At 66.0% G+C, this 17,310-nt stretch carries 18 protein-coding genes; 11 read left to right on the forward strand and 7 right to left on the reverse strand.

Annotated elements, in window-relative coordinates:
* Positions 1 to 3,435, reverse strand: coding sequence for an ATP-binding protein (locus tag NDK18_RS07395; protein WP_250627428.1), 3,435 nt, complete (start codon positions 3,433 to 3,435; stop codon positions 1 to 3).
* 114 nt (positions 3,436 to 3,549) lie between these two features.
* Here NDK18_RS07395 and NDK18_RS07400 point away from each other — a divergent pair, with 114 nt between their 5' ends.
* A complete protein-coding gene (locus tag NDK18_RS07400) occupies positions 3,550 to 4,326 on the forward strand; it encodes a ferredoxin--NADP reductase (RefSeq protein WP_250624927.1) in 777 nt (258 codons plus the stop codon).
* Positions 4,327 to 4,341: 15 nt separating this feature from the next.
* Here NDK18_RS07400 and NDK18_RS07405 read toward each other — a convergent pair whose 3' ends face one another.
* Positions 4,342 to 4,920: an RIO1 family regulatory kinase/ATPase domain-containing protein gene (locus NDK18_RS07405; RefSeq protein ID WP_250625880.1), complete on the reverse strand. Its 579-nt coding sequence runs from the start codon at positions 4,918 to 4,920 to the stop codon at positions 4,342 to 4,344.
* A gap of 140 nt (positions 4,921 to 5,060) precedes the next feature.
* Between NDK18_RS07405 and NDK18_RS07410 the strand changes: the two genes are divergently transcribed.
* Together NDK18_RS07410 and NDK18_RS07415 are read left to right on the forward strand one after the other, a co-directional pair.
* Entirely contained in the window at positions 5,061 to 5,816 is a 756-nt protein-coding gene (locus tag NDK18_RS07410; protein ID WP_250627429.1) for a DUF3298 and DUF4163 domain-containing protein, read from the forward strand.
* Entirely contained in the window at positions 5,816 to 6,298 is a 483-nt protein-coding gene (locus NDK18_RS07415; protein WP_250625879.1) for a DUF456 domain-containing protein, read from the forward strand. Before NDK18_RS07410 ends, NDK18_RS07415 begins: the two co-directional genes overlap by 1 nt.
* Before the next feature lie 4 nt (positions 6,299 to 6,302).
* Here NDK18_RS07415 and trhA read toward each other — a convergent pair whose 3' ends face one another.
* A complete protein-coding gene (gene trhA, locus NDK18_RS07420) occupies positions 6,303 to 6,974 on the reverse strand; it encodes a PAQR family membrane homeostasis protein TrhA (RefSeq protein WP_250625878.1) in 672 nt (223 codons plus the stop codon).
* Between the two features lie 134 nt (positions 6,975 to 7,108).
* On the opposite strand from trhA, the gene NDK18_RS07425 reads away from it, so the two are divergent.
* Positions 7,109 to 7,933 (forward strand): universal stress protein, encoded by an 825-nt coding sequence (locus NDK18_RS07425; RefSeq protein WP_250624925.1) that lies wholly within the window; start codon positions 7,109 to 7,111, stop codon positions 7,931 to 7,933.
* Positions 7,934 to 8,080: 147 nt separating this feature from the next.
* On the forward strand, positions 8,081 to 8,749 hold the full coding sequence (locus NDK18_RS07430; protein ID WP_250627430.1) for an energy transducer TonB: 669 nt from the start codon (positions 8,081 to 8,083) through the stop codon (positions 8,747 to 8,749).
* A 47-nt stretch (positions 8,750 to 8,796) separates the two neighbouring features.
* On the opposite strand, the gene NDK18_RS07435 is transcribed toward NDK18_RS07430, so the two are convergent.
* Positions 8,797 to 9,090 carry a hypothetical protein gene (locus NDK18_RS07435; protein WP_250624923.1) on the reverse strand — a complete coding sequence of 98 codons (294 nt, stop codon included), beginning with the start codon at positions 9,088 to 9,090 and terminating at the stop codon, positions 8,797 to 8,799.
* A gap of 197 nt (positions 9,091 to 9,287) precedes the next feature.
* Between NDK18_RS07435 and NDK18_RS07440 the strand changes: the two genes are divergently transcribed.
* The 4 genes from NDK18_RS07440 to NDK18_RS07455 are packed head-to-tail and all read left to right on the forward strand — an operon-like array spanning position 9,288 to position 13,505.
* Positions 9,288 to 9,866, forward strand: a complete 579-nt coding sequence (locus NDK18_RS07440; RefSeq protein WP_250624922.1) for a cysteine dioxygenase — start codon at positions 9,288 to 9,290, stop codon at positions 9,864 to 9,866.
* Between the two features lie 42 nt (positions 9,867 to 9,908).
* Positions 9,909 to 11,279 carry an FAD/NAD(P)-binding protein gene (locus NDK18_RS07445; RefSeq protein ID WP_250627431.1) on the forward strand — a complete coding sequence of 457 codons (1,371 nt, stop codon included), beginning with the start codon at positions 9,909 to 9,911 and terminating at the stop codon, positions 11,277 to 11,279.
* Between the two features lie 13 nt (positions 11,280 to 11,292).
* Positions 11,293 to 12,711, forward strand: coding sequence for a cardiolipin synthase (gene cls, locus NDK18_RS07450; protein WP_250627432.1), 1,419 nt, complete (start codon positions 11,293 to 11,295; stop codon positions 12,709 to 12,711).
* A gap of 11 nt (positions 12,712 to 12,722) precedes the next feature.
* Positions 12,723 to 13,505, forward strand: coding sequence for a carboxylesterase family protein (locus NDK18_RS07455; RefSeq protein WP_250627433.1), 783 nt, complete (start codon positions 12,723 to 12,725; stop codon positions 13,503 to 13,505).
* Here the strand turns inward: NDK18_RS07455 and NDK18_RS07460 are convergent.
* Positions 13,468 to 13,842, reverse strand: coding sequence for a hypothetical protein (locus tag NDK18_RS07460; RefSeq protein ID WP_250624918.1), 375 nt, complete (start codon positions 13,840 to 13,842; stop codon positions 13,468 to 13,470). The two genes, NDK18_RS07455 and NDK18_RS07460, sit on opposite strands and share 38 nt — an antisense overlap.
* A gap of 141 nt (positions 13,843 to 13,983) precedes the next feature.
* Here NDK18_RS07460 and NDK18_RS07465 point away from each other — a divergent pair, with 141 nt between their 5' ends.
* Entirely contained in the window at positions 13,984 to 14,856 is an 873-nt protein-coding gene (locus NDK18_RS07465) for an NAD(P)-dependent oxidoreductase (RefSeq protein WP_250624917.1), read from the forward strand.
* On the opposite strand, the gene NDK18_RS07470 is transcribed toward NDK18_RS07465, so the two are convergent.
* Entirely contained in the window at positions 14,853 to 15,041 is a 189-nt protein-coding gene (locus NDK18_RS07470) for a CPXCG motif-containing cysteine-rich protein (protein ID WP_250624916.1), read from the reverse strand. The two genes, NDK18_RS07465 and NDK18_RS07470, sit on opposite strands and share 4 nt — an antisense overlap.
* 63 nt (positions 15,042 to 15,104) lie before the next feature.
* Here NDK18_RS07470 and NDK18_RS07475 point away from each other — a divergent pair, with 63 nt between their 5' ends.
* Positions 15,105 to 15,827, forward strand: coding sequence for an HAD family hydrolase (locus NDK18_RS07475; protein WP_250627434.1), 723 nt, complete (start codon positions 15,105 to 15,107; stop codon positions 15,825 to 15,827).
* Here NDK18_RS07475 and NDK18_RS07480 read toward each other — a convergent pair.
* Entirely contained in the window at positions 15,824 to 17,290 is a 1,467-nt protein-coding gene (locus NDK18_RS07480; protein WP_250627435.1) for a GGDEF domain-containing protein, read from the reverse strand. The two genes, NDK18_RS07475 and NDK18_RS07480, sit on opposite strands and share 4 nt — an antisense overlap.
* Positions 17,291 to 17,310: the final 20 nt, after the last annotated feature.

Genomic DNA, 17,310 nt, shown 5'->3' on the forward strand with positions numbered 1-17,310 from the left:
TCATTCCAGGGCGAGCCATGCGTCAAGTTCCTGCAATGACGCCAACAGGGCGCGGGCCGATGGCGGGACGTCGGTCCCAGAGCGTGCTTCCGCTTCCACCGCACGCGCCAATTCCCGCAGACGGGGAGCCCGGGCCCAGCCGAAGATACTGGCGTATTGATGAGCGATCGTCGCCACTGCAGGCGCATCGCCCGCATCGATGGCATCGGCGAACGCGCTGCGATCCCGGCCGGCCTGGGCCTTGAGCTGTGCGATGAATCCCGCCGCCTCATCGCCCATGGCCCCGCGAAGATTCGCAACGATGGTAGCCGGCCCCTCCACGGCCTCCTCCGTGCCTGGCGATGCCGTTTCCGGCAGGTAACGCTCGAGCATGGATTTGAGCTCACCCAGGCGCAGCGGCTTGGTCACCACGCCATCGGCGCCCGCACGGCGGCAGCGCTCGATCAGTTCGGGCAAGGGACTGGCCGTCATCGCCAACATCGGCAAATGCCATCCCGACGCACGCACCCGGCGCATCAACTCGAACCCGTCCATGCCGGCCATGAAGCAATCGGTAAGCAGCAGGCCGTAGTTGGTCGAGCGCATGCATCGCAAGGCTTCCTCGCCATCGCTGGCTACGTCACAGGCGTACCCAAGCATGCGCAACTCCCGCACCAGCAGACGCTGGATCAGCGGCTGGTCATCCACCACCATCACCAGCCGCCCTTCGCCAAGGGCCACCTCGCGCGATGGTGCCGGACGCGTCATGCGGACGCCTTCACCGTCCTCCGCCTGGACATGTCCCTCGAGTACGTGCAGTGCACGCCGAAGGGTGGCAAGCCTGGGCGGCCATGCCGGCAGCGTTGCCGTGCGCCCGGCGCCGGCCAGTTGCAGTTGCGCATCGGCTGGGCGCGATGGATCGCCCACCAAAGTAACCACGACACCAGCCGCCTGCGCGCCGTCTTCCGCCTGCAGCCCGGCGAACTGCAGATACGAAGCGACGCACTCGGCCAGCATCGGATCGGCAAGCTCCAACCGAAACCTGCGCGAATCGACGGCAGGCAGGGTTGCCTCAACGGCAGCATCGAAGGCGAACTCAAATCGCGTCCCCGTGCCGATGATGCTCTCCAGGGTCACGCGTGCGCCCATCAATGTGGCGATGCGGCTGACGATGGCAAGGCCCAGTCCCGTTCCGCCGAAGCGGCGCTGGGTAGAGGCGTCTTCCTGGATGAAGGGCTCGAATATCTCCGCCTTACGCTCCGGTGCAATGCCGACCCCGGTGTCCTGTACGACGATGGCCAATTGCTGCGTATCGACCCCGCCGACCCAGGCAAGGTGCATGCGCACGAAGCCCCGCTGGGTAAACTTCACCGCATTGCCGGTAAGGTTGAACAGCACCTGGCGCAAGCGAGCCGGATCACCCACCAGGCGCGCGCCGACACGGGCGTCGACGCTGGCATATAGCAGCAGGCCTTTGGCGCGCACCGTGGCGCCTAAAAGGCCGGCCACGTCATCGAACAGCGGCCGCACATCGAAAGGCACGGCCTCCAATGGCATCTGGCCGGCCTCAAAACGGGAGAAATCAAGCAAGTCGTCGATGATGCGCAGGAGGCTGTCGCCCGATTCGCGCATCACGCCAGCCATGTCGCGCTGGTCATCGTCCAGCGGTGTTCGCTCGAGCAGGTCGATCATGCCCAGGGCGCTGGTCATCGGTGTGCGGATCTCATGGCTCATCATGGCAAGGAACTGCGCCTTCGAACGCGTGGCGTCCTCGGCCATGGCGCGAGCACGCTGCTCGGCCTCCACCGCGTGCCGCAGCTGCCGGTTGGCCCGCAGCACGATGATCACCACCACCACGCCCACCAGCAGGATCGGTATGCTGATCAGCGCAATATCGGACCACGGCGTGGCGTAGCTGTAGGTCGTGCGCATCCAGCGCGCGCGGATCGCCTGGCTTCGCGCCGCGCTTACGTCGGCAAGGACACGGTCGATCAGCGGCACCAGCTGCGCCTGCGAAGGCACCACGCCAATGTGCACGCTCATGGTGATGCCCGAAGGACCGAGTATGCGCAGCCTGCCGGCGTAGTCGGCATCGATGTGCTGCGAGAGCACCGACACCGTATCGACCACGGCGTCCACGCGACGTTCGGCCAGTGCGTGCAAGGCATCATCGGTATAAGGGAAGCTCACCACCTGCAGCGAGGGGACGCTGCTGTGCAAACGGGTTGCGATATCGAACGGCCGGTCGACCACCGCCACGCGCTTGCCACGCAGGTCGTCCAGGCCCGACACGGACTTCGCATCGTTTCGCCCGGCCACCACCAGTGGCGCAACTTCGTAAGCCCGGCTAAGCACCAGCCCGGCCGAAAGGGGATTGTCGCGCGCCACGCTCACCAGCATCTGCACCTTGCCATCGGCGATCGCCTGCTGCGCCTCGGCCACGGTATCGACGTTGACACGGCGCGTGCGCAGACCCAGGGCGCGATTGAGTTCGGCGACGTAGTCGGAGGCGACCCCGACGGACACGCCGTTGCGGTCCATGTAGCTCATCGGCGCCCAGTCCGAGTCGATGCCGGCGCCAATCACCGGTAGCGACTGCAGGAACTGCCGCTCCCCGGCACTGAGTGGCGTGGCCAGGCTCGCATCTTCGCTGGGCTCGAACACCGCCACCCAGCGCCCGACGACGCGGCCCCTCGCCTCGTCGCCAAGCGTGTCGAGGCGTACTTGCAGTGCCGCTTCCAGGGGCCTGGCCCCACTTCCATAGGCGAAACCGTAACGTGCCAGCGGCAGTGTGCTACGGCCTGTGTATTGCAGCTTGCCGGTGGCGACAAGGCGGTCGAGTTCGCGCACGGCCATCAGCGGATTGGCCAGGTACACATCGGCCCGCCCCTGCACCACGGCGTCAAGCGCTGAGAGGTCATCCGGCGCTCGCAACAGCTTCGCGTTCGGCAAGGCCGCGACGATGATTTCCTCTGCCGGGCTGCCCGCCACCACGGCGATCCGGGCACCCGCCAGTGCTGCGTCGTCGACGAAGCGCGAATCACCATTGCGGGCCACGCGCACGGGCGAGGACGCAAGGTAAGGCGTGCCAAAGTCGATGCAACGCATGGCGGCGGGGGTGGAAATCATCTCCGGGGCAATATCCACCGTGCCCTTGCACAAGGCATCGAGCAGGGACTGGCGCGAATCGAACAGCACCGGCTGCCACGAAACCCCCATCGATGGCAGGGCTTGCTCGAGGAAATCGGCGCCCACACCCAGCAGGCGGCCGTTTTCCACTATCTGCATGGGCGGCACGCCGGGGCGCAGGGCGCCCACCCGCACCACCGGGTGCGCGCGCGCCCAGGCCGGATCCAGCCCGGTAGCCGCCTGGGCGCGCGCAAGCGAGCCAAAGCCCATGGCCAGCACGGCAACCAGGACGGCCACGAAGGCCGCCATCGAACGTCGCTTATCCATGGGATCCTTTCCCAGCCGTCCTTCAGGTACCCATGATCGCCGGACTGTCGCTGCGAAGCCAGCTAGAATACGCAGTTGACTGGCGCAAGGGCGCCGAAAGGAACCTTCCTTCCCATGGTGGCACTGGCAACCGAGCACGTCATCGACGTGCATCACTGGAACGAGTCGCTCTTCAGTTTCCGCACGACCCGTGATCCGGGCTTCCGTTTCGAGAGCGGGCACTTCGTCATGATCGGCCTGGAAGTGGATGGCCGGCCGCTGATGCGCGCCTATTCGATTGCAAGCGCCCACTATGAGGAACACCTGGAGTTCTTCTCGATCAAGGTGCCGGACGGCCCGCTTACCTCGCGGCTGCAACACCTCAAGCCCGGCGATCCGGTGATCGTGTCGCGCAAGCCGACCGGCACATTGGTGCTCAACGACCTGAAGCCCGGCAAGCGGCTTTACCTGCTGGGCACGGGTACGGGCCTGGCACCCTTCCTGTCGATCGTGCGCGACCCGGAAACCTACGAGCGCTTCGAGCACGTGGTGCTGGCCCATGGCGTCCGCAACATCGCCGACCTCGCCTATGCCCACTACCTCGAGCAGGAACTACCCGCCCACGACTACCTGGGCGATCTGGTGCGCGAGAAACTCATCTACTACCCCTCGGTCACGCGCGAACCCTTCCGAAATTGCGGACGCATCACCGACGCCATTGCCGACGGCGACATGGCGCGCGTGACGGGCCTGCCGCCGCTGGATCCCGCTCACGACCGCGTGATGCTGTGTGGCAGCCCGGCGATGCTCGAGGACACCTGCGCCCTGCTCGATGGGCGCGGCTTCCATGCCTCGCCGCGCACGCGGGAACCCGGCGACTACGTGATCGAGCGTGCCTTCGTCGAGAAATAACGCGCGTGCTGCGGATTAACGCCGGACGCGGCCCTGGCCTTCGTTGTCCCAGTAGCCGAAGAGCTTGCGCGCGATGAGCTTGTACAGGCGTTTGGCCGTCTGCCGCCACACCCTGGCATGCATCGCCGGCGTGGCAAGGATGTGCAGCTCGCGCCGAGTGAGCAATTCCGGCAAGTAGGTGCGCTTGTGCTTGAGCAGGTGCCGGATGTCCTCGCGTGCCAGCAAGCGGAACAGTCGGCCCCGGCGGCGACGCGTGAAGGCCAGCTGGAAGTCCACCATCGCCGGCGTGCCATCGTCGCGCACCAACCAGTTGGGCTCCTTGGCCAGGTCGTTATGCACCACGCCGCGGCGGTGCAACGAGGCCAGCAGGCGCCGGGCTTGCCGGAAATAGGCGGCGTTGCGCGGCTGGGCCTGCTGCATCGGAGCTCCGGCCATGAAGCTGCGCTCAAGCACCCGGCCATCGAAGCGCAGCAGCCGCGGCACGCCGTCAATGCCCTCCAGGCGTTCGAGTGCCCTGGCCTCGCGCGCGGCAGCATTCCGGGCAAAGCGGCGAGCCCACCAGCGGGCCGCGGCAATATTGCGGACGATCACCATCACGCCGCCGCGACGGTGGCATTCGATCCGGCCCAATTCATCGGCCTTGAGCAAGATGATTTCGTCCTTTTCCACACCATTCCTTCGCAAGTCACGCAACGTCGGGTAACGTGTCACATCATCGAGGGAGAAATGGACAGATGATGCAACGTTGGCTGGCCGTGCCGGCATCCTGTGCCGTGCTGGCCGCCTGCCAAGGCGGCCATGCACCGGAGGCAACTGCGTCGATGCCTTCGGCCGCGCAGCATACCCAATACAGCGAGCCCACCCTTTACACCATCGAGGCCCGCCTGCCCAAGCTCAAGCCTGACTGGAGCCCGCTGCGGCAGGGTCTTGAGGCTTATGTGGCGCAAAAAAAGACCAATTTCCTCGCTGGATTGAAGCAACCCGGCGCACGCGAGCAGGCCCACCAGCTGCCCTGGGACCTTGATCTGGACATCGAAGTACTGGGCCAGGCCGGCCGCCTGGTGAGCGTGCAGGCCCAAGGGTCATCCTTCACCGGGGGCGCCCATCCCAGCCCGATCCTCGATACCTTCACCTACGACACGCTGGCCCGACGCCTGGTGTCGCTCGACGACCTCTTCACCGACCCCGCCGCCGCCGAATCGGCGCTGGCCGCGGAGGCGCGGCGACAACTGCTGACGCGCCTGGACGACAACGCTCCGCTGGCATCCAGTGCAGAGGCGATCAACGACGGTACGCAGCCGGGGCAGCACCACTTCGACGTCTTTACCCTTTCGCCGGGCCACGATGGCCGCGCGGGCAACCTCACCATCCTGTTTCCGCCCTACCAGGTGGCGGCCTATGTCGCCGGTACGCAGACAGTGGACGTACCCATCCGCGTCTTCGCCCCATGGCTCAAGCCTGACTATCGCGACAGCTTCGCCACGCCATGATCGACGTCGCCCTCTATGTGGTGGCGGCGCTGCTGATGGTGGCTGGCGTTGCGGGGGCGATCCTGCCGGCGCTTCCCGGCATCCCGCTCATCTTCGCCGGCATCTGGCTGGCCGCGGGTGTGGACCATTACCAGCATCTTGGCCTGTGGTGGCTGGTGGCCATCGCGGTGGCCGGTGCCATCGGCATGGCCATGGACTTCGTCGCCGGGCTCCTGGGCGCGCGCAGCGTCGGCGCCAGCGGCCGCGCGCTGTGGGGCGCTGCCATCGGCACGGTGGTAGGCATGTTCTTCGGCCTGCCCGGGCTGTTGCTTGGGCCGTTCATCGGCGCGCTGCTGGGGGAATTAGCCTCGGGCACCAGCGTGCTGCGTTCGGCACACGTGGGCCTGAGTACCTGGTTCGGCATGCTGGTGGGCACGCTGGTGAAACTGGTGATGTCCTTCGTGATGCTGGGGATGTTCGCCTTCGCCTTCGTGTTCGGCTGAACGCCTAGCCCGCGGGCGCGTTGGGCAATACATACAGCAGCACGGCCAGATAGTGCAGCACGCTGCCGGCCAGCACGAAGAAGTGCCAGACCGAGTGGTGATAGGGAAGCTTGCGGGCCAGGTAGAACGGCACGCCCGCCGTGTAGGCCACGCCCCCGGCAATCAACAGCGCCATACCGCCAGTGGAAAGGCTCTCGCTCAACGGCTTGAAGGCGATCATCGCCACCCAGCCCATGGCCACGTAAAGGAACACCGCCGCCTTCCGGTAGCGTTTGAGCAGGCCTACTTCCAGCATGCTGCCGATGATGGCCAGGGCCCAGATGGTGCCGAAGAGACTCCAGCCCCAGACGCCGGGCAGCGCCAGCAGGGTGAATGGCGTGTAGGTGCCTGCTATCAACAGGAAGATGGCAATGTGATCGAGCGTGCGCAGCACGCGCCTGGCCATCGCGCCAGGTATGGCGTGGTACAGGGTGGATGCGGTGTAGAGCAGGATCAGCGTGCTGCCGAACACCGCGCTTGCCACCACTGCGCGCGCATCGCCAAACCGCGCCGCGAATGCCACCAGCACCACGAGCCCTGCGATGCTGAGCACGATGCCGATGCCGTGGATCAGGCTGCTGGCGACTTCGTCGCCGCGTCGGTAAACGGGAGGGGAAAGGCTTGCCTGGAGATTCATGCGCAACGTGGGGTGGCGCGCCAGGGTCGAGCGCATGACCTGAGGGTCACCCCCGTAGCGGCCTTTTGCAACCCCCCGCGAGCGGTGGCATTGTGTCGTCGAACGCCCTTCAAGTGCGGAAGCCGACACAGACGATGAAGACCGAGCTCCTGCTCCACGTGGCCCGCCTGCCCCTCCAGGGGGCGGCGATCGCTGCCGCCGTGGCCCTGGCCCAGCGCATGCAGGCGCGGCTGGACGCCCTGTTCGTGGTCGACATGCTTCCGGCCGCCTTCACGCTTCCCGAAGCCATGCCGCTACAGATGGATTCGGTGCGCCAGCGTGCTGACGAAGCTCGCGCGGCCAGCGGGGCCTTCGATGCCGTGTTGGCCCAGGCAGGCCTTGAGGGCCGGTGGCGGGTGGCCGAGGGCGACGTGGTGCCGCTGGTATGCCATGCGGCGGCCGGCTACGACTGGCTGGTGATGGAGCGCGGCGGTTTCCGCGGCGATGCGCCGGTGGGCTTCGGCAATGTCTCGCGCTCGGTATTCGGCAGCAGCAAGCCGGTGCTGGTGGTACCGGAGCTGGCCCAGGTCACGGGCCTGGGCACGCGCGTGCTGCTGGCCTGGAATGGCAGCCGGCAGTCCGCGCTGGCGATCCGGGCCTCGCTTCCGCTACTGGAGCGCGCCGACGAGGTGGTGGTGCTCGACGGCTGCGACGAACCCTACGCCACCACCCATCCGCTGCCCGCCGAAGACATCGATCACTGGCTTAGCGAACACGGCATCAAGGCGACGGTCCGCCACCTGTCGGCGGCCGAACGCGACCAGGCCGGTCCCTCGCTGCTGGCCATTGCACGCGAAGCAGGCGCGGACCTTCTGGTGATGGGCGCCTGGGGGCGTTCACGCCTGTCGGAAATGGTGCTCGGTGGCACTACCCGGCATCTTTTCATGAACAGCGACATCCCCATGCTGGTGGCCCACTAAACCACCCAGCCGACAGCCGGCTTGCCGGGCTCTTGCGGAGCATCCCGGCGTGGGCATAGTCTGAAGCCGGACGCATCCCCCTCGGCAAAAGCCGTGGCGTCCTTAGAAGACCGCAGCTTGCCTTCCCCCACTCGATGGAGGTGTGCCATGTCGTCTGCCGCAATCGCTTCACGCCCCGCGTTCCAGTTCCACCCCGATGCCGTTCGCATCGTCGCACTGAGCGCGTCGATCGCCCTCAACATCGCCGCCCTCATCGCCGTGATCCGTCCGATGGCCCCGGACTTCGTGCAAACCATCAAGCGTGTCGCCGAGCCGATCATCGTCACGTGGATCAGTCCACCTCCCGAAGTGAAGCCCGTACCGGTGATAGACATCCCGCCTCCACCGGCGCATCACACGGTGACAAGGTCGGTACCCACGCCGGCACCGACGCCGGCACCGACGGCGATTGAAGAGACCAACGTGAATGCCGTGCCGGTAACGGCGGCACCGGCCACGCCATCGACACCGGTGGAAGCGGCGCCGTCTGGGCCTGTCGAAGCCACCCTCGCCTACATGCAGGCGCCGGCACCTATGTATCCTTCGGCTGCTCGACGCATGCATATGCAAGGCACGGTGGTCTTGCGCGTGCTGGTGGATATCGATGGCAAGCCGCTGCAAGTGCTGGTGGAGTCAAGCAGTGGTCATGCGGAACTCGACCGCGCCGCGCAAAACCAGGTGCTGTCGAAGTGGCGGTTCCAGCCCGCCACCGCGCAAGGGCGGCCGACGCAGGCATGGGCCCGCATCCCGGTGACCTTCAATTTGCAAGGCGGCTAAAACCCGCCGAGGGATCGGAGTAAAACTCCGGTCCCTGTGCGAGGCCTTTAGCGACGCACCTGGTCGGGCGTGACCACGATCACCGGCGGTTTGCGCGTGGCGCGAACAATCAGCCAGACAAGGCCTGCTACCAACAGCACCGGCAGCAGGGCCGGAAGCATTGCCAATGCAACGAGGGGGCCGATCACCACCAGTGCCAGGCCGCCGAAAAGGATGCCCAGCGCGCCGCCGATAATGGTGAACACGCCTCCGATGAGACCGAAAACCAGCTTGAAGACGGCACCCACCACGGCGCCCATCAGCCACAGCATGCCCAACACGAGAATGGCGGCAACGATCATGACAGCAAGCTCCTTGCACGTTTGGCGTACGGGGCCGGCGAAGGGCCAGCAGCGTGACTGCAAGTTACTGCCACCTGGCCCCGGGCGACAGTGAAAGAAGTACCAAGCCGAGCCCTGGTGCCGGGTTACGTCCGTTTAACGGCCCCCGTGATCCACTTTCCGCCGTTGACGTAGCGTTTTTCGGCAGGAAATCCCCCATGATCAAGCGATTACACGTACTGAAGACCTTGCGTGACATCGCTTTCGATGCCGGTGCCACCGAGCATCCGGATCTGGCCAGCATGGCGCGCGAACTGGGCCAGGCCGTGCACCGCGACGGCCATGCCCTGGAACAGCAATTGGCGCCGTTGCGCGCCCGCCGGCGAGGCTTCGAGCGCTGGCTGGTGGCCGAACATGCCAAGCCGGGCATCAGCGTGCTGGTACTGTCCTGGCCCGCCAACTACGCCACGCCCGTGCACGACCATGGCGGCCTGTGGGGACTGGAAATGTCGCTGAGCGGCGCCCTGGAGATCGATGCTTTCCTGCGCGAGGAAACCACAGGCCAGTTGCGCCACCAGAATCGCACATGGCTCGGGCCAGGCGACGCTGCCTGGTTCGACGCGGGCGACGCCTATGTGCATCGCTGCCGCAATCTTTCGCGGCAGGAATCGGCCCTGACGCTTCATGTTTACGGCGGCGATCTGGCACAGTACATGGCCTATGAGCAGCCTGGACCGACTGACCACTGGATTGCCCGCCCGCGGCAGTCCGAACTCGCCGGACGCCTGACAGCCTGACGTCCGGCGGGACCTTCGAACGGTCCCCTAGAAGGAAAATGCATGTCTAAACGAGTCGCCGTCATCGGCGGTGGCGCGGCGGGCGCCACGCTGGTCAGCGAATTGCTGGCGCGGCGAACCCCCCGCCCACTGCATCTGGACTGGTACACCGGTTCGGCGCATCCGTTCGCCCGCGGCGTGGCCTACGGCACCTCATCCGAGCGCCACCTTCTGAACGTGCGCGCCGCAGCCATGGGTCTAACGGCAGCAAAGCCGCAGGGCTTTCTTGACTACGCCCAGGACATCGATGCCAAGGTTGCGGGGGCCGACTTCCTGCCGCGGCGGTTGTACGGCGACTATGTTGAATCGGAGGTCCGTCGCGCCATCGACGATGCGCGCCTGCGCGGGCATGTGGTGAACCTGGTGCCCGTCGCCGTCGACGCCGTCGTTCCCGACGCTGGCGGCGTGGACATCTTCGTGGGCGAGGCATCCTCGCGCGTGGACCGGGCCGTGCTCTGCGTCGGCTCGCTACCACCACGCCCGATCCCAGGCGTGGACCCGGCCGCCATCGCCCACGGCAACTACGTGGTCGATCCGTGGTCCTACCTGGCCGGCGCGCAAGAAAGCGACGAGCCTCGCGAAGTCATGCTGATCGGCATGGGGCTTACCGCCGTGGATGTCCTGCTGGACTTAGCTTCCCTATGGCCGAACGCCCGCTTCACCGCCATATCGCGGCATGGCCACACACCCGAGGTACATCCGGTGAAAGCCGCCGCGCCCGCCGACAGCGGGGCGGAACTGGTCGAGGAAATGCGCGAGGAACCCGCGGCACGGGCATGGATGCAGCATATCCGCGAGGCCGCCGGCCAAGGCGAGGATTGGCGTCCGGTGATTGACAGCCTGCGTCCGCACACGCAGGCGCTATGGCATGAATTGCCCATGGAAGAGCGCGCCCGCTTCCTGCGCCATGCACGCTGGGCGTGGGAACGTGCCCGCCACCGCATGCCGCCACAGGTGGCGGCGAGCGTCGACGCACTCGAACACAACGGTCGCCTTACGCGCATGCGCGGGCGTCTTCGCCATGTGACCCTGCGCCCGGATGGCCGCCTCGACGTCGACCTGCATCTGATCGACGGCGCCGACGGCATGCGCGTGGCGGATCTGGTGGTCCAGACGGTGGGCCTGAACACCGACGTGCAGCGTGGCGATCATCCGCTGCTGCGCCAGCTGTGCGACAACGGCCATGTGCGCGCCGACGTGCTTGGGCTGGGACTGGACGCCGATACGACCTTCGGCGTGCTCGATGCCGCGGGAAATACGTCGACGCACCTGTTCGCCATGGGCACGTTGCTGCGCGGCCTGCTATGGGAAACCACCGCCATGCCGGAGATCCGCCAGCAGGCGCGGCTCCTGGCCGATCGACTCATCAGCTAAGGCCCGGCACACGATGCTGGTCACGGTGCTCACCCTGGTGGCCTTGTGCCTGCATGTGGCGGGCATCGGTGCGGCAATGCATGCAGTGATGCATACACGCACGCCCCAGGGCGCATTTGCCTGGGTACTGGGCCTGGTGCTGTTGCCCTATGTCACGCTGGTGCCCTACCTGTTCCTGGGCAGCAGCCACTTCGCCGGCTACGTCGACATGCACCGTCTGCTGCGCATCCGCAACCGCCAGCAACACGGCAACCGCAGCTGGCCGCAGCGCGAAGACTACCTGCGACGCCATGCCGGCGTGCATCCGCGCTTCGAACCGATCGCGCGCATGCTGGCATCGCACATCAGCGGGGGTCATCGCACGGAACTCTTGATCAATGGAGAAGCCGCCTTCGCGGCGATGTTCGCGGCCATCGCCGAGGCCAGGCACTACGTGCTGGTGCAGTTCTTCATCATCCACGACGACCAGCTGGGCAGGCGGCTGCGCGATGCACTGGTGGAGCGCGCATCAAACGGCGTCACGGTGCATTTGCTTTACGACAGCATCGGCAGCCATGACCTTCCCCAGCGTTACGTGGCCTCGTTGCAGGCGGCAGGCGTGGACGTACGTCCGTTCCGCACGCGGCGCTGGCGCAACCGCCTTCAGCTGAATTTCCGCAACCACCGCAAGATCGTCGTGGTCGACGGCGCCACCGGCTTCGTCGGCGGCCTCAACGCCGGTGACGAATATCTGGGTGCACGGCCACCCCTGTCGCCCTGGCGCGACACCCACATGCGCCTGGATGGCCCGGCCGTGGCCGAGCTGCAACGCAGCTTCTCCGAAGACTGGTACTGGGTGACGGGCGAGGTGCCACCGTTCCGACCACCGCCCGATGGCGAAGGCAGCGCCGCGGTACTTGTCGCCGCCACGGGCCCGGCGGACCTGCAGGAAAGCTGTTCGCTGTTCTTCACCCAGGCCATCGCTGTCGCCCGTACCCGGCTGTGGTTGTCCACGCCGTATTTCGTGCCGGACCAAGCCGTACTGGCCGCCCTGCGGCTGGCCGTCTACCGGGGCGTGGACGTGCGCGTGCTTATTCCCTCCCGGCCCGACCACCGCACGGTGTTCCTGTCCTCGCGCTTCCATACCCACGAGGCGGTACAGGCGGGCATCCGCATGTTCCGTTACCAGCCCGGCTTCGTACACCAGAAGGTGATGCTGGTGGATGACGACACCGCGGTGATCGGCAGCATGAACCTCGACAACCGCTCGTTCCGGCTGAACTTCGAAATTGCAGCCCTCACCGTGGACTTAGCCTTCGCCGGCAAAGTCGAAGCCATGCTGGCCGACGACTTCGCGCAATCGGTGGAAGTGCTCCCCGCCGACTACGCCCGCACCCGCTATCTTTCCCGCGTTGCCATGCACGTGGCACGCTTGTTCGACCCCATCCTTTGAAGGAGCCGCCCATGCGCATCCCCATGATCGCCGCGCTGTCCTGCGTGCTTGGTCTTGCCACCGTCCCTGCGCACGCTGCCTTCAGCCAGCACACGGTCACGGTGAACGGCCACGCTTATCCCTACCAGGTGTACACGCCCGACGGCAAAGCAGCGGCCCATCCACCGGTGGTGCTTTTCCTGCACGGCTCGGGCGAGCGCGGCTCCGACAACAAGGCGCAGATGACCCAGGGGCTGCCACCGTGGCTGGCCAAGCACCCGGACTTCCAGGGCGTGGTGGTGATCCCGCAAGCGCCGGAAGACAAGCTCTGGCGTGGCGAGGTCACCCAAGCGGCGATGAAGGCGCTGGAAGACACCATCAAGGCTGTCGACGGGGATCGTAAACGGATCTACCTGACGGGCCTGTCGATGGGCGGCTACGGCGCCTGGGAACTCCTGGTGCAATACCCGGCCACCTTCGCCGCGGCCGCCGTCATCTGCGGGGGCATCCAACCGGACGGCGTGGATGCCTTCAAGCGGGTCTACGACCGGCGCCAGGACCCGGACGCCTTCGCCTGGGTCGCCTCGCGCATGGGGTCTACGCCGGTATGGATTTTCCACGGCTCGGACGATGGCTCGGTGCCGGTGGAACAATCGCGCCAGATGCACCAGGCGCTTAAAGCCATCCACCATGAAGTCCGCTACACCGAGTACCCAGGCGTAGGGCATGGATCGTGGCTGCCGGCCTACGACGAACCCGACCTATGGCCGTGGATGTTCAGCCATCGCCTCGGCGACGCCACAAAGCCAGGCTGAAGATCAGCCACGCCAACCCGACACCAACGATCGCACCCACCATCACGAAGAAGCACCGCAGGCCGATGGCGTCGGGATCATGCACTTCGGCCAGCTGCAGGCGCAGCAGCTGGATCGACTGGAACCTCGAGAAATTGAAATAGAAGAGGTCCTTGAAATCCACCGCGCCCACCAGTGCGGTGGATGCCATCCACGACCAGGCCATCAGTACGCCATGATTTGCATCGCGCTTGATCGCCTGCAGCACTGCGTACAGCACGAAGCCGACGACGAGCGCGATGGCGCCGATTTCAAGTGCCCCGACGATGCCGTAACCGAGCCAGTCGTGATCGAACATGTTTCTGAAAGCTCCGCGGGATGGATGGCCGGTGATGCGGCGATGGTAGCCCATCAATCACCGAAGGAACTTGCCCATACGCCGCCACAACGTCCAGCAGCGCATGATGGCAGATTGTTATTCCCCTGAAGGAGAACCGTGATGGACATCGGATTCATCGGCCTTGGCCACATGGGCCGGGCGATCGTGGCCAACCTGGTGAAGGCGGGCCATACGGTGCGTGTGTGGAACCGATCGCCGGGGCCTGCGCAGGAGGCAGCGGGAGCCATCGCGGTCGGCTCGCCGGCGGCGGCATTCGCCGGCGACGCCGTTTTCTCGATGCTGGCCGACGACGACGCGGTGCGCGAGGCCATCGTGGCTTCCGGCGCGCTGGCGCAGGCGAAGAAAGGCCTGGTCCACGTCAACATGGCCACAGTGTCAGTGGCGCTGGCCGAGGAGATGGCCAAGGCGCACCAGGCACAGGGTGTGGCTTACCTCGCGGCGCCGGTACTGGGTCGTCCCGATGTCGCTGCGGCCGCCAAGCTCAACATCCTGGCCGGCGGCGACGCGAAGACACTCGCTCATGTCCAGCCCCTGCTCGACGCCATCGGCCAGAAAACCTGGCATCTGGGCGAGGTTCCCTCGCGCGCGAACGCGGTGAAGCTGGCGGTGAATTTCATGCTGGGTGCCGCGATCGAAGCCACGGCGGAGGCGGCGGCACTTGCCGGCGCGCATGGCCTGGAACCGGATGCCTTCATCAAGCTGATCACAGGCACCGTATTTCCGGGTCCGGTGTACGAAGGTTACGGTGCCCGCATCGCCAGTTCGTCCTACACACCGGCAGCATTCGCCGCACGGCTGGCGCACAAGGACCTCCGCCTGGTGCTTGCCGCGGCGGGCACGGCGAAGGTGCCCATGCCGCTGGCAAGCGTGGTGCACGATGCGTTGCTCGAAACCGTCGCCATGGGTGATGGCGAGAGCGACCTTGCCGTGCTGGGCAAGACCGCGCTGCGGCGTGCAGGACGGAAAACCTAGCCTTCGTTTTCGCTGCGCACGTTCACGCCAATGCTGCCGTCGCCTTCCACGGTGACGGTAACGTTGATCGGGCGGCAACACACCTGGCAATCCTCGATGTAGCGCTGGCCATCCTCGCCGGCATCCACCAGCAATTCCAGCGGCTCGCCACAGTACGGGCAATGGACATCCACGGGGGTGAGCATCGATAAGCTCCGGCAAGGACGATGGAGTATCGTAACGCCCCGTCGGTGGAAGGAAGATAAGCCATGATTGAACTGGTCGGCTTCGACGGCGACGACACCCTGTGGCGGAGCCAGGAATACTTCGAGATTGCCAGCAGCGCATTCGAAGCCATCGTGGGCAACTACGTGGACCTGGCCGACCTTCGCCTGCACGAACGGCTGCTGGCTATCGAACAGGCCAACATGGCACGCTTCGGCTATGGCGCGAAGGGCATGACGCTGTCGATGATCGAAGCCGCGGTGCAAGTCACCAGCGAGCGCATCAGTGCGCGCGACATCCACCGTATCGTGTCGCTGGGCAAGGATGTGCTCGACCACCCGGTGGAACTGCTCCCGGGTATCCGCCAGGCCGTGGAAGCCGTGGCGCAAGGCCACCGCATCGTGCTGATCACCAAGGGCGACCTCTTCCACCAGGAGCACAAGGTCGCCCACTCGAAACTCGCCGACCTCTTCCACCGCATCGAAATCGTCTCGGAGAAGAACAACCGCGCCTACGCGCGCGTGCTTGGCGAGTTCAACATTGAGCCCGGACGATTCGCCATGGTGGGCAATTCCCTGCGCTCGGATATCGCGCCGGTGGTGGCGCTCGGGGCCTGGGGCGTCTACATGCCGTACCACGTTACATGGGCCCACGAGACGGGCGCCGCCATCGACGATGCCGACCGCATGGTGGAAGTGGCCGACGCCACGGGCATTCCCGGCGCCGTCCGTACGCTTGAAGAACGCGCCCGGTTGCAGGCGGGCTAAGCGGCGGCCACCGCATTACGGCCGCCGGCCTTGGCACGATACAGGGCGCTATCGGCCGCCTGCAGCAGGCTCAGCGGTCCTGCATCGGGTGATTCCATACCCACGGCCACGCCGATGCTTACCGTGACGATGCCATAAGGGCTTCCGTCGTTCTTGATACCCATCGATTGCACGGTGTCGCGCAGCGCCTGTGCCAGCTGGTGGGCGCCAGCGAGGGTGGTAGCCGGCGCAACCACCGCAAATTCCTCGCCGCCGTACCGGGCCAAGAAGTCTTCGCCACGACCGATGCGGGTAGCCAGCGCCGATGCCACCCGGCGCAGGCATTCATCGCCTTCCAGGTGTCCGTAGCGATCATTGAACTGCTTGAAGAAGTCGATATCGATCATCAGCAAGGCGACCGGTTCGTTGCGTTCAACCGTGCGGTGCCACTCGGTGAGCAAGGTGGCGTCCAGCGCGCGGCGGTTGGCCAGCTCCGTCAGGCTGTCCCGGAAGGCCAGGCCCTCAAGGGTGGCCTGGCGCGCTGTCAGGCGCGACTCCACTTCCACCAGGCTCACTTGCGTCAACGTGCTGCGCAAACCGATCCCCAGCACCGCGGCGGCGCAGGCAGCCATGCCCAATCCCGGGTGATCGTTCATCACCATCAACCCCAAGGTAAGCACACTCAAGGCCATGAACACGGGACTGGCACTTTGCACGAAGCGCACGAGGAATACCGGCGGCCGCCAGCGAACACGCCCGTGACCATCCCCGCGCCGCGCCGCCAGCAGCCACGCAGCGAAGGGAATGTCGAGCATGACGTCCCAGGACGATCCGAAGTCGGGGTAGTCACCCAACGCCACGAAATGGTTGTAGTACCCCACCACCAGCGTGTACGCGACAAAGAAGATCGAAACCGCGCGATAGAACACCGCATCACGCTGCCGTTCGGCGGCGAGCAGGCGAACGGTGGCAGCGACGGCCAGGAAGATATTCTCGATGTCCAGCATGGTGGCGATGGCTTCGGCCTCGGGCCTTCCCGCCGCGCCTTCCATCGTCACCAACGCAAACACCCGTGCATAGAACAGCGTCGCCAGCATGCAGGCCAGCACCAGGTCGATGCCGAGCGCCCAGCGCTTGCGAGCGGCCACCGGCGATGACGAAAGCGTCACCAGCGCCGGCACCACGTAGATGATGTAGAAGAACATACTGTCGCCGGGCGCGGGATTGGCGTTGTCCAGCACATAGCTTTGCCGGGCCGACAACGCTACGCCGCACAGCCAAAGCGCCATGGTCAGCGCCAACGCCAGCCAGCGTGGGTCCGGCCGCCGGCCTGAGGTCAGGGCGCGATGCACCGCCGCGGCACCCGCGGCAACGCCGAAGGCGCCGAAAAAGAAGTACGACAGCGCCATGCCGATCTCCGGAGCCACGCTCACGGAAACGGCGTGCAGCACCAGCACGGCAAAGACGATCAGGTAGTCCCGCATTCGCCCTCCTCGCGCGCGCT

Source organism: Pinirhizobacter soli, assembly GCF_015905305.1.
Lineage (GTDB): Bacteria > Pseudomonadota > Gammaproteobacteria > Xanthomonadales > Rhodanobacteraceae > Pinirhizobacter > Pinirhizobacter soli.

Coding starts and splice junctions, on each gene's coding strand:
- NDK18_RS07405 (WP_250625880.1), bottom strand. CDS start 4,920: ATGGTGATCGTCCGCAATATTGCCGCGGCCCGCTGGTGGGCTCGCCGC.
- NDK18_RS07400 (WP_250624927.1), top strand. CDS start 3,550: ATGGTGGCACTGGCAACCGAGCACGTCATCGACGTGCATCACTGGAAC.
- NDK18_RS07460 (WP_250624918.1), bottom strand. CDS start 13,842: ATGTTCGATCACGACTGGCTCGGTTACGGCATCGTCGGGGCACTTGAA.
- cls (WP_250627432.1), top strand. CDS start 11,293: ATGCTGGTCACGGTGCTCACCCTGGTGGCCTTGTGCCTGCATGTGGCG.
- NDK18_RS07455 (WP_250627433.1), top strand. CDS start 12,723: ATGCGCATCCCCATGATCGCCGCGCTGTCCTGCGTGCTTGGTCTTGCC.
- NDK18_RS07395 (WP_250627428.1), bottom strand. CDS start 3,435: ATGGATAAGCGACGTTCGATGGCGGCCTTCGTGGCCGTCCTGGTTGCC.
- NDK18_RS07425 (WP_250624925.1), top strand. CDS start 7,109: ATGAAGACCGAGCTCCTGCTCCACGTGGCCCGCCTGCCCCTCCAGGGG.
- NDK18_RS07470 (WP_250624916.1), bottom strand. CDS start 15,041: ATGCTCACCCCCGTGGATGTCCATTGCCCGTACTGTGGCGAGCCGCTG.
- NDK18_RS07430 (WP_250627430.1), top strand. CDS start 8,081: ATGTCGTCTGCCGCAATCGCTTCACGCCCCGCGTTCCAGTTCCACCCC.
- NDK18_RS07445 (WP_250627431.1), top strand. CDS start 9,909: ATGTCTAAACGAGTCGCCGTCATCGGCGGTGGCGCGGCGGGCGCCACG.
- NDK18_RS07440 (WP_250624922.1), top strand. CDS start 9,288: ATGATCAAGCGATTACACGTACTGAAGACCTTGCGTGACATCGCTTTC.
- NDK18_RS07410 (WP_250627429.1), top strand. CDS start 5,061: ATGATGCAACGTTGGCTGGCCGTGCCGGCATCCTGTGCCGTGCTGGCC.
- NDK18_RS07465 (WP_250624917.1), top strand. CDS start 13,984: ATGGACATCGGATTCATCGGCCTTGGCCACATGGGCCGGGCGATCGTG.
- NDK18_RS07480 (WP_250627435.1), bottom strand. CDS start 17,290: ATGCGGGACTACCTGATCGTCTTTGCCGTGCTGGTGCTGCACGCCGTT.
- trhA (WP_250625878.1), bottom strand. CDS start 6,974: ATGAATCTCCAGGCAAGCCTTTCCCCTCCCGTTTACCGACGCGGCGAC.
- NDK18_RS07475 (WP_250627434.1), top strand. CDS start 15,105: ATGATTGAACTGGTCGGCTTCGACGGCGACGACACCCTGTGGCGGAGC.
- NDK18_RS07435 (WP_250624923.1), bottom strand. CDS start 9,090: ATGATCGTTGCCGCCATTCTCGTGTTGGGCATGCTGTGGCTGATGGGC.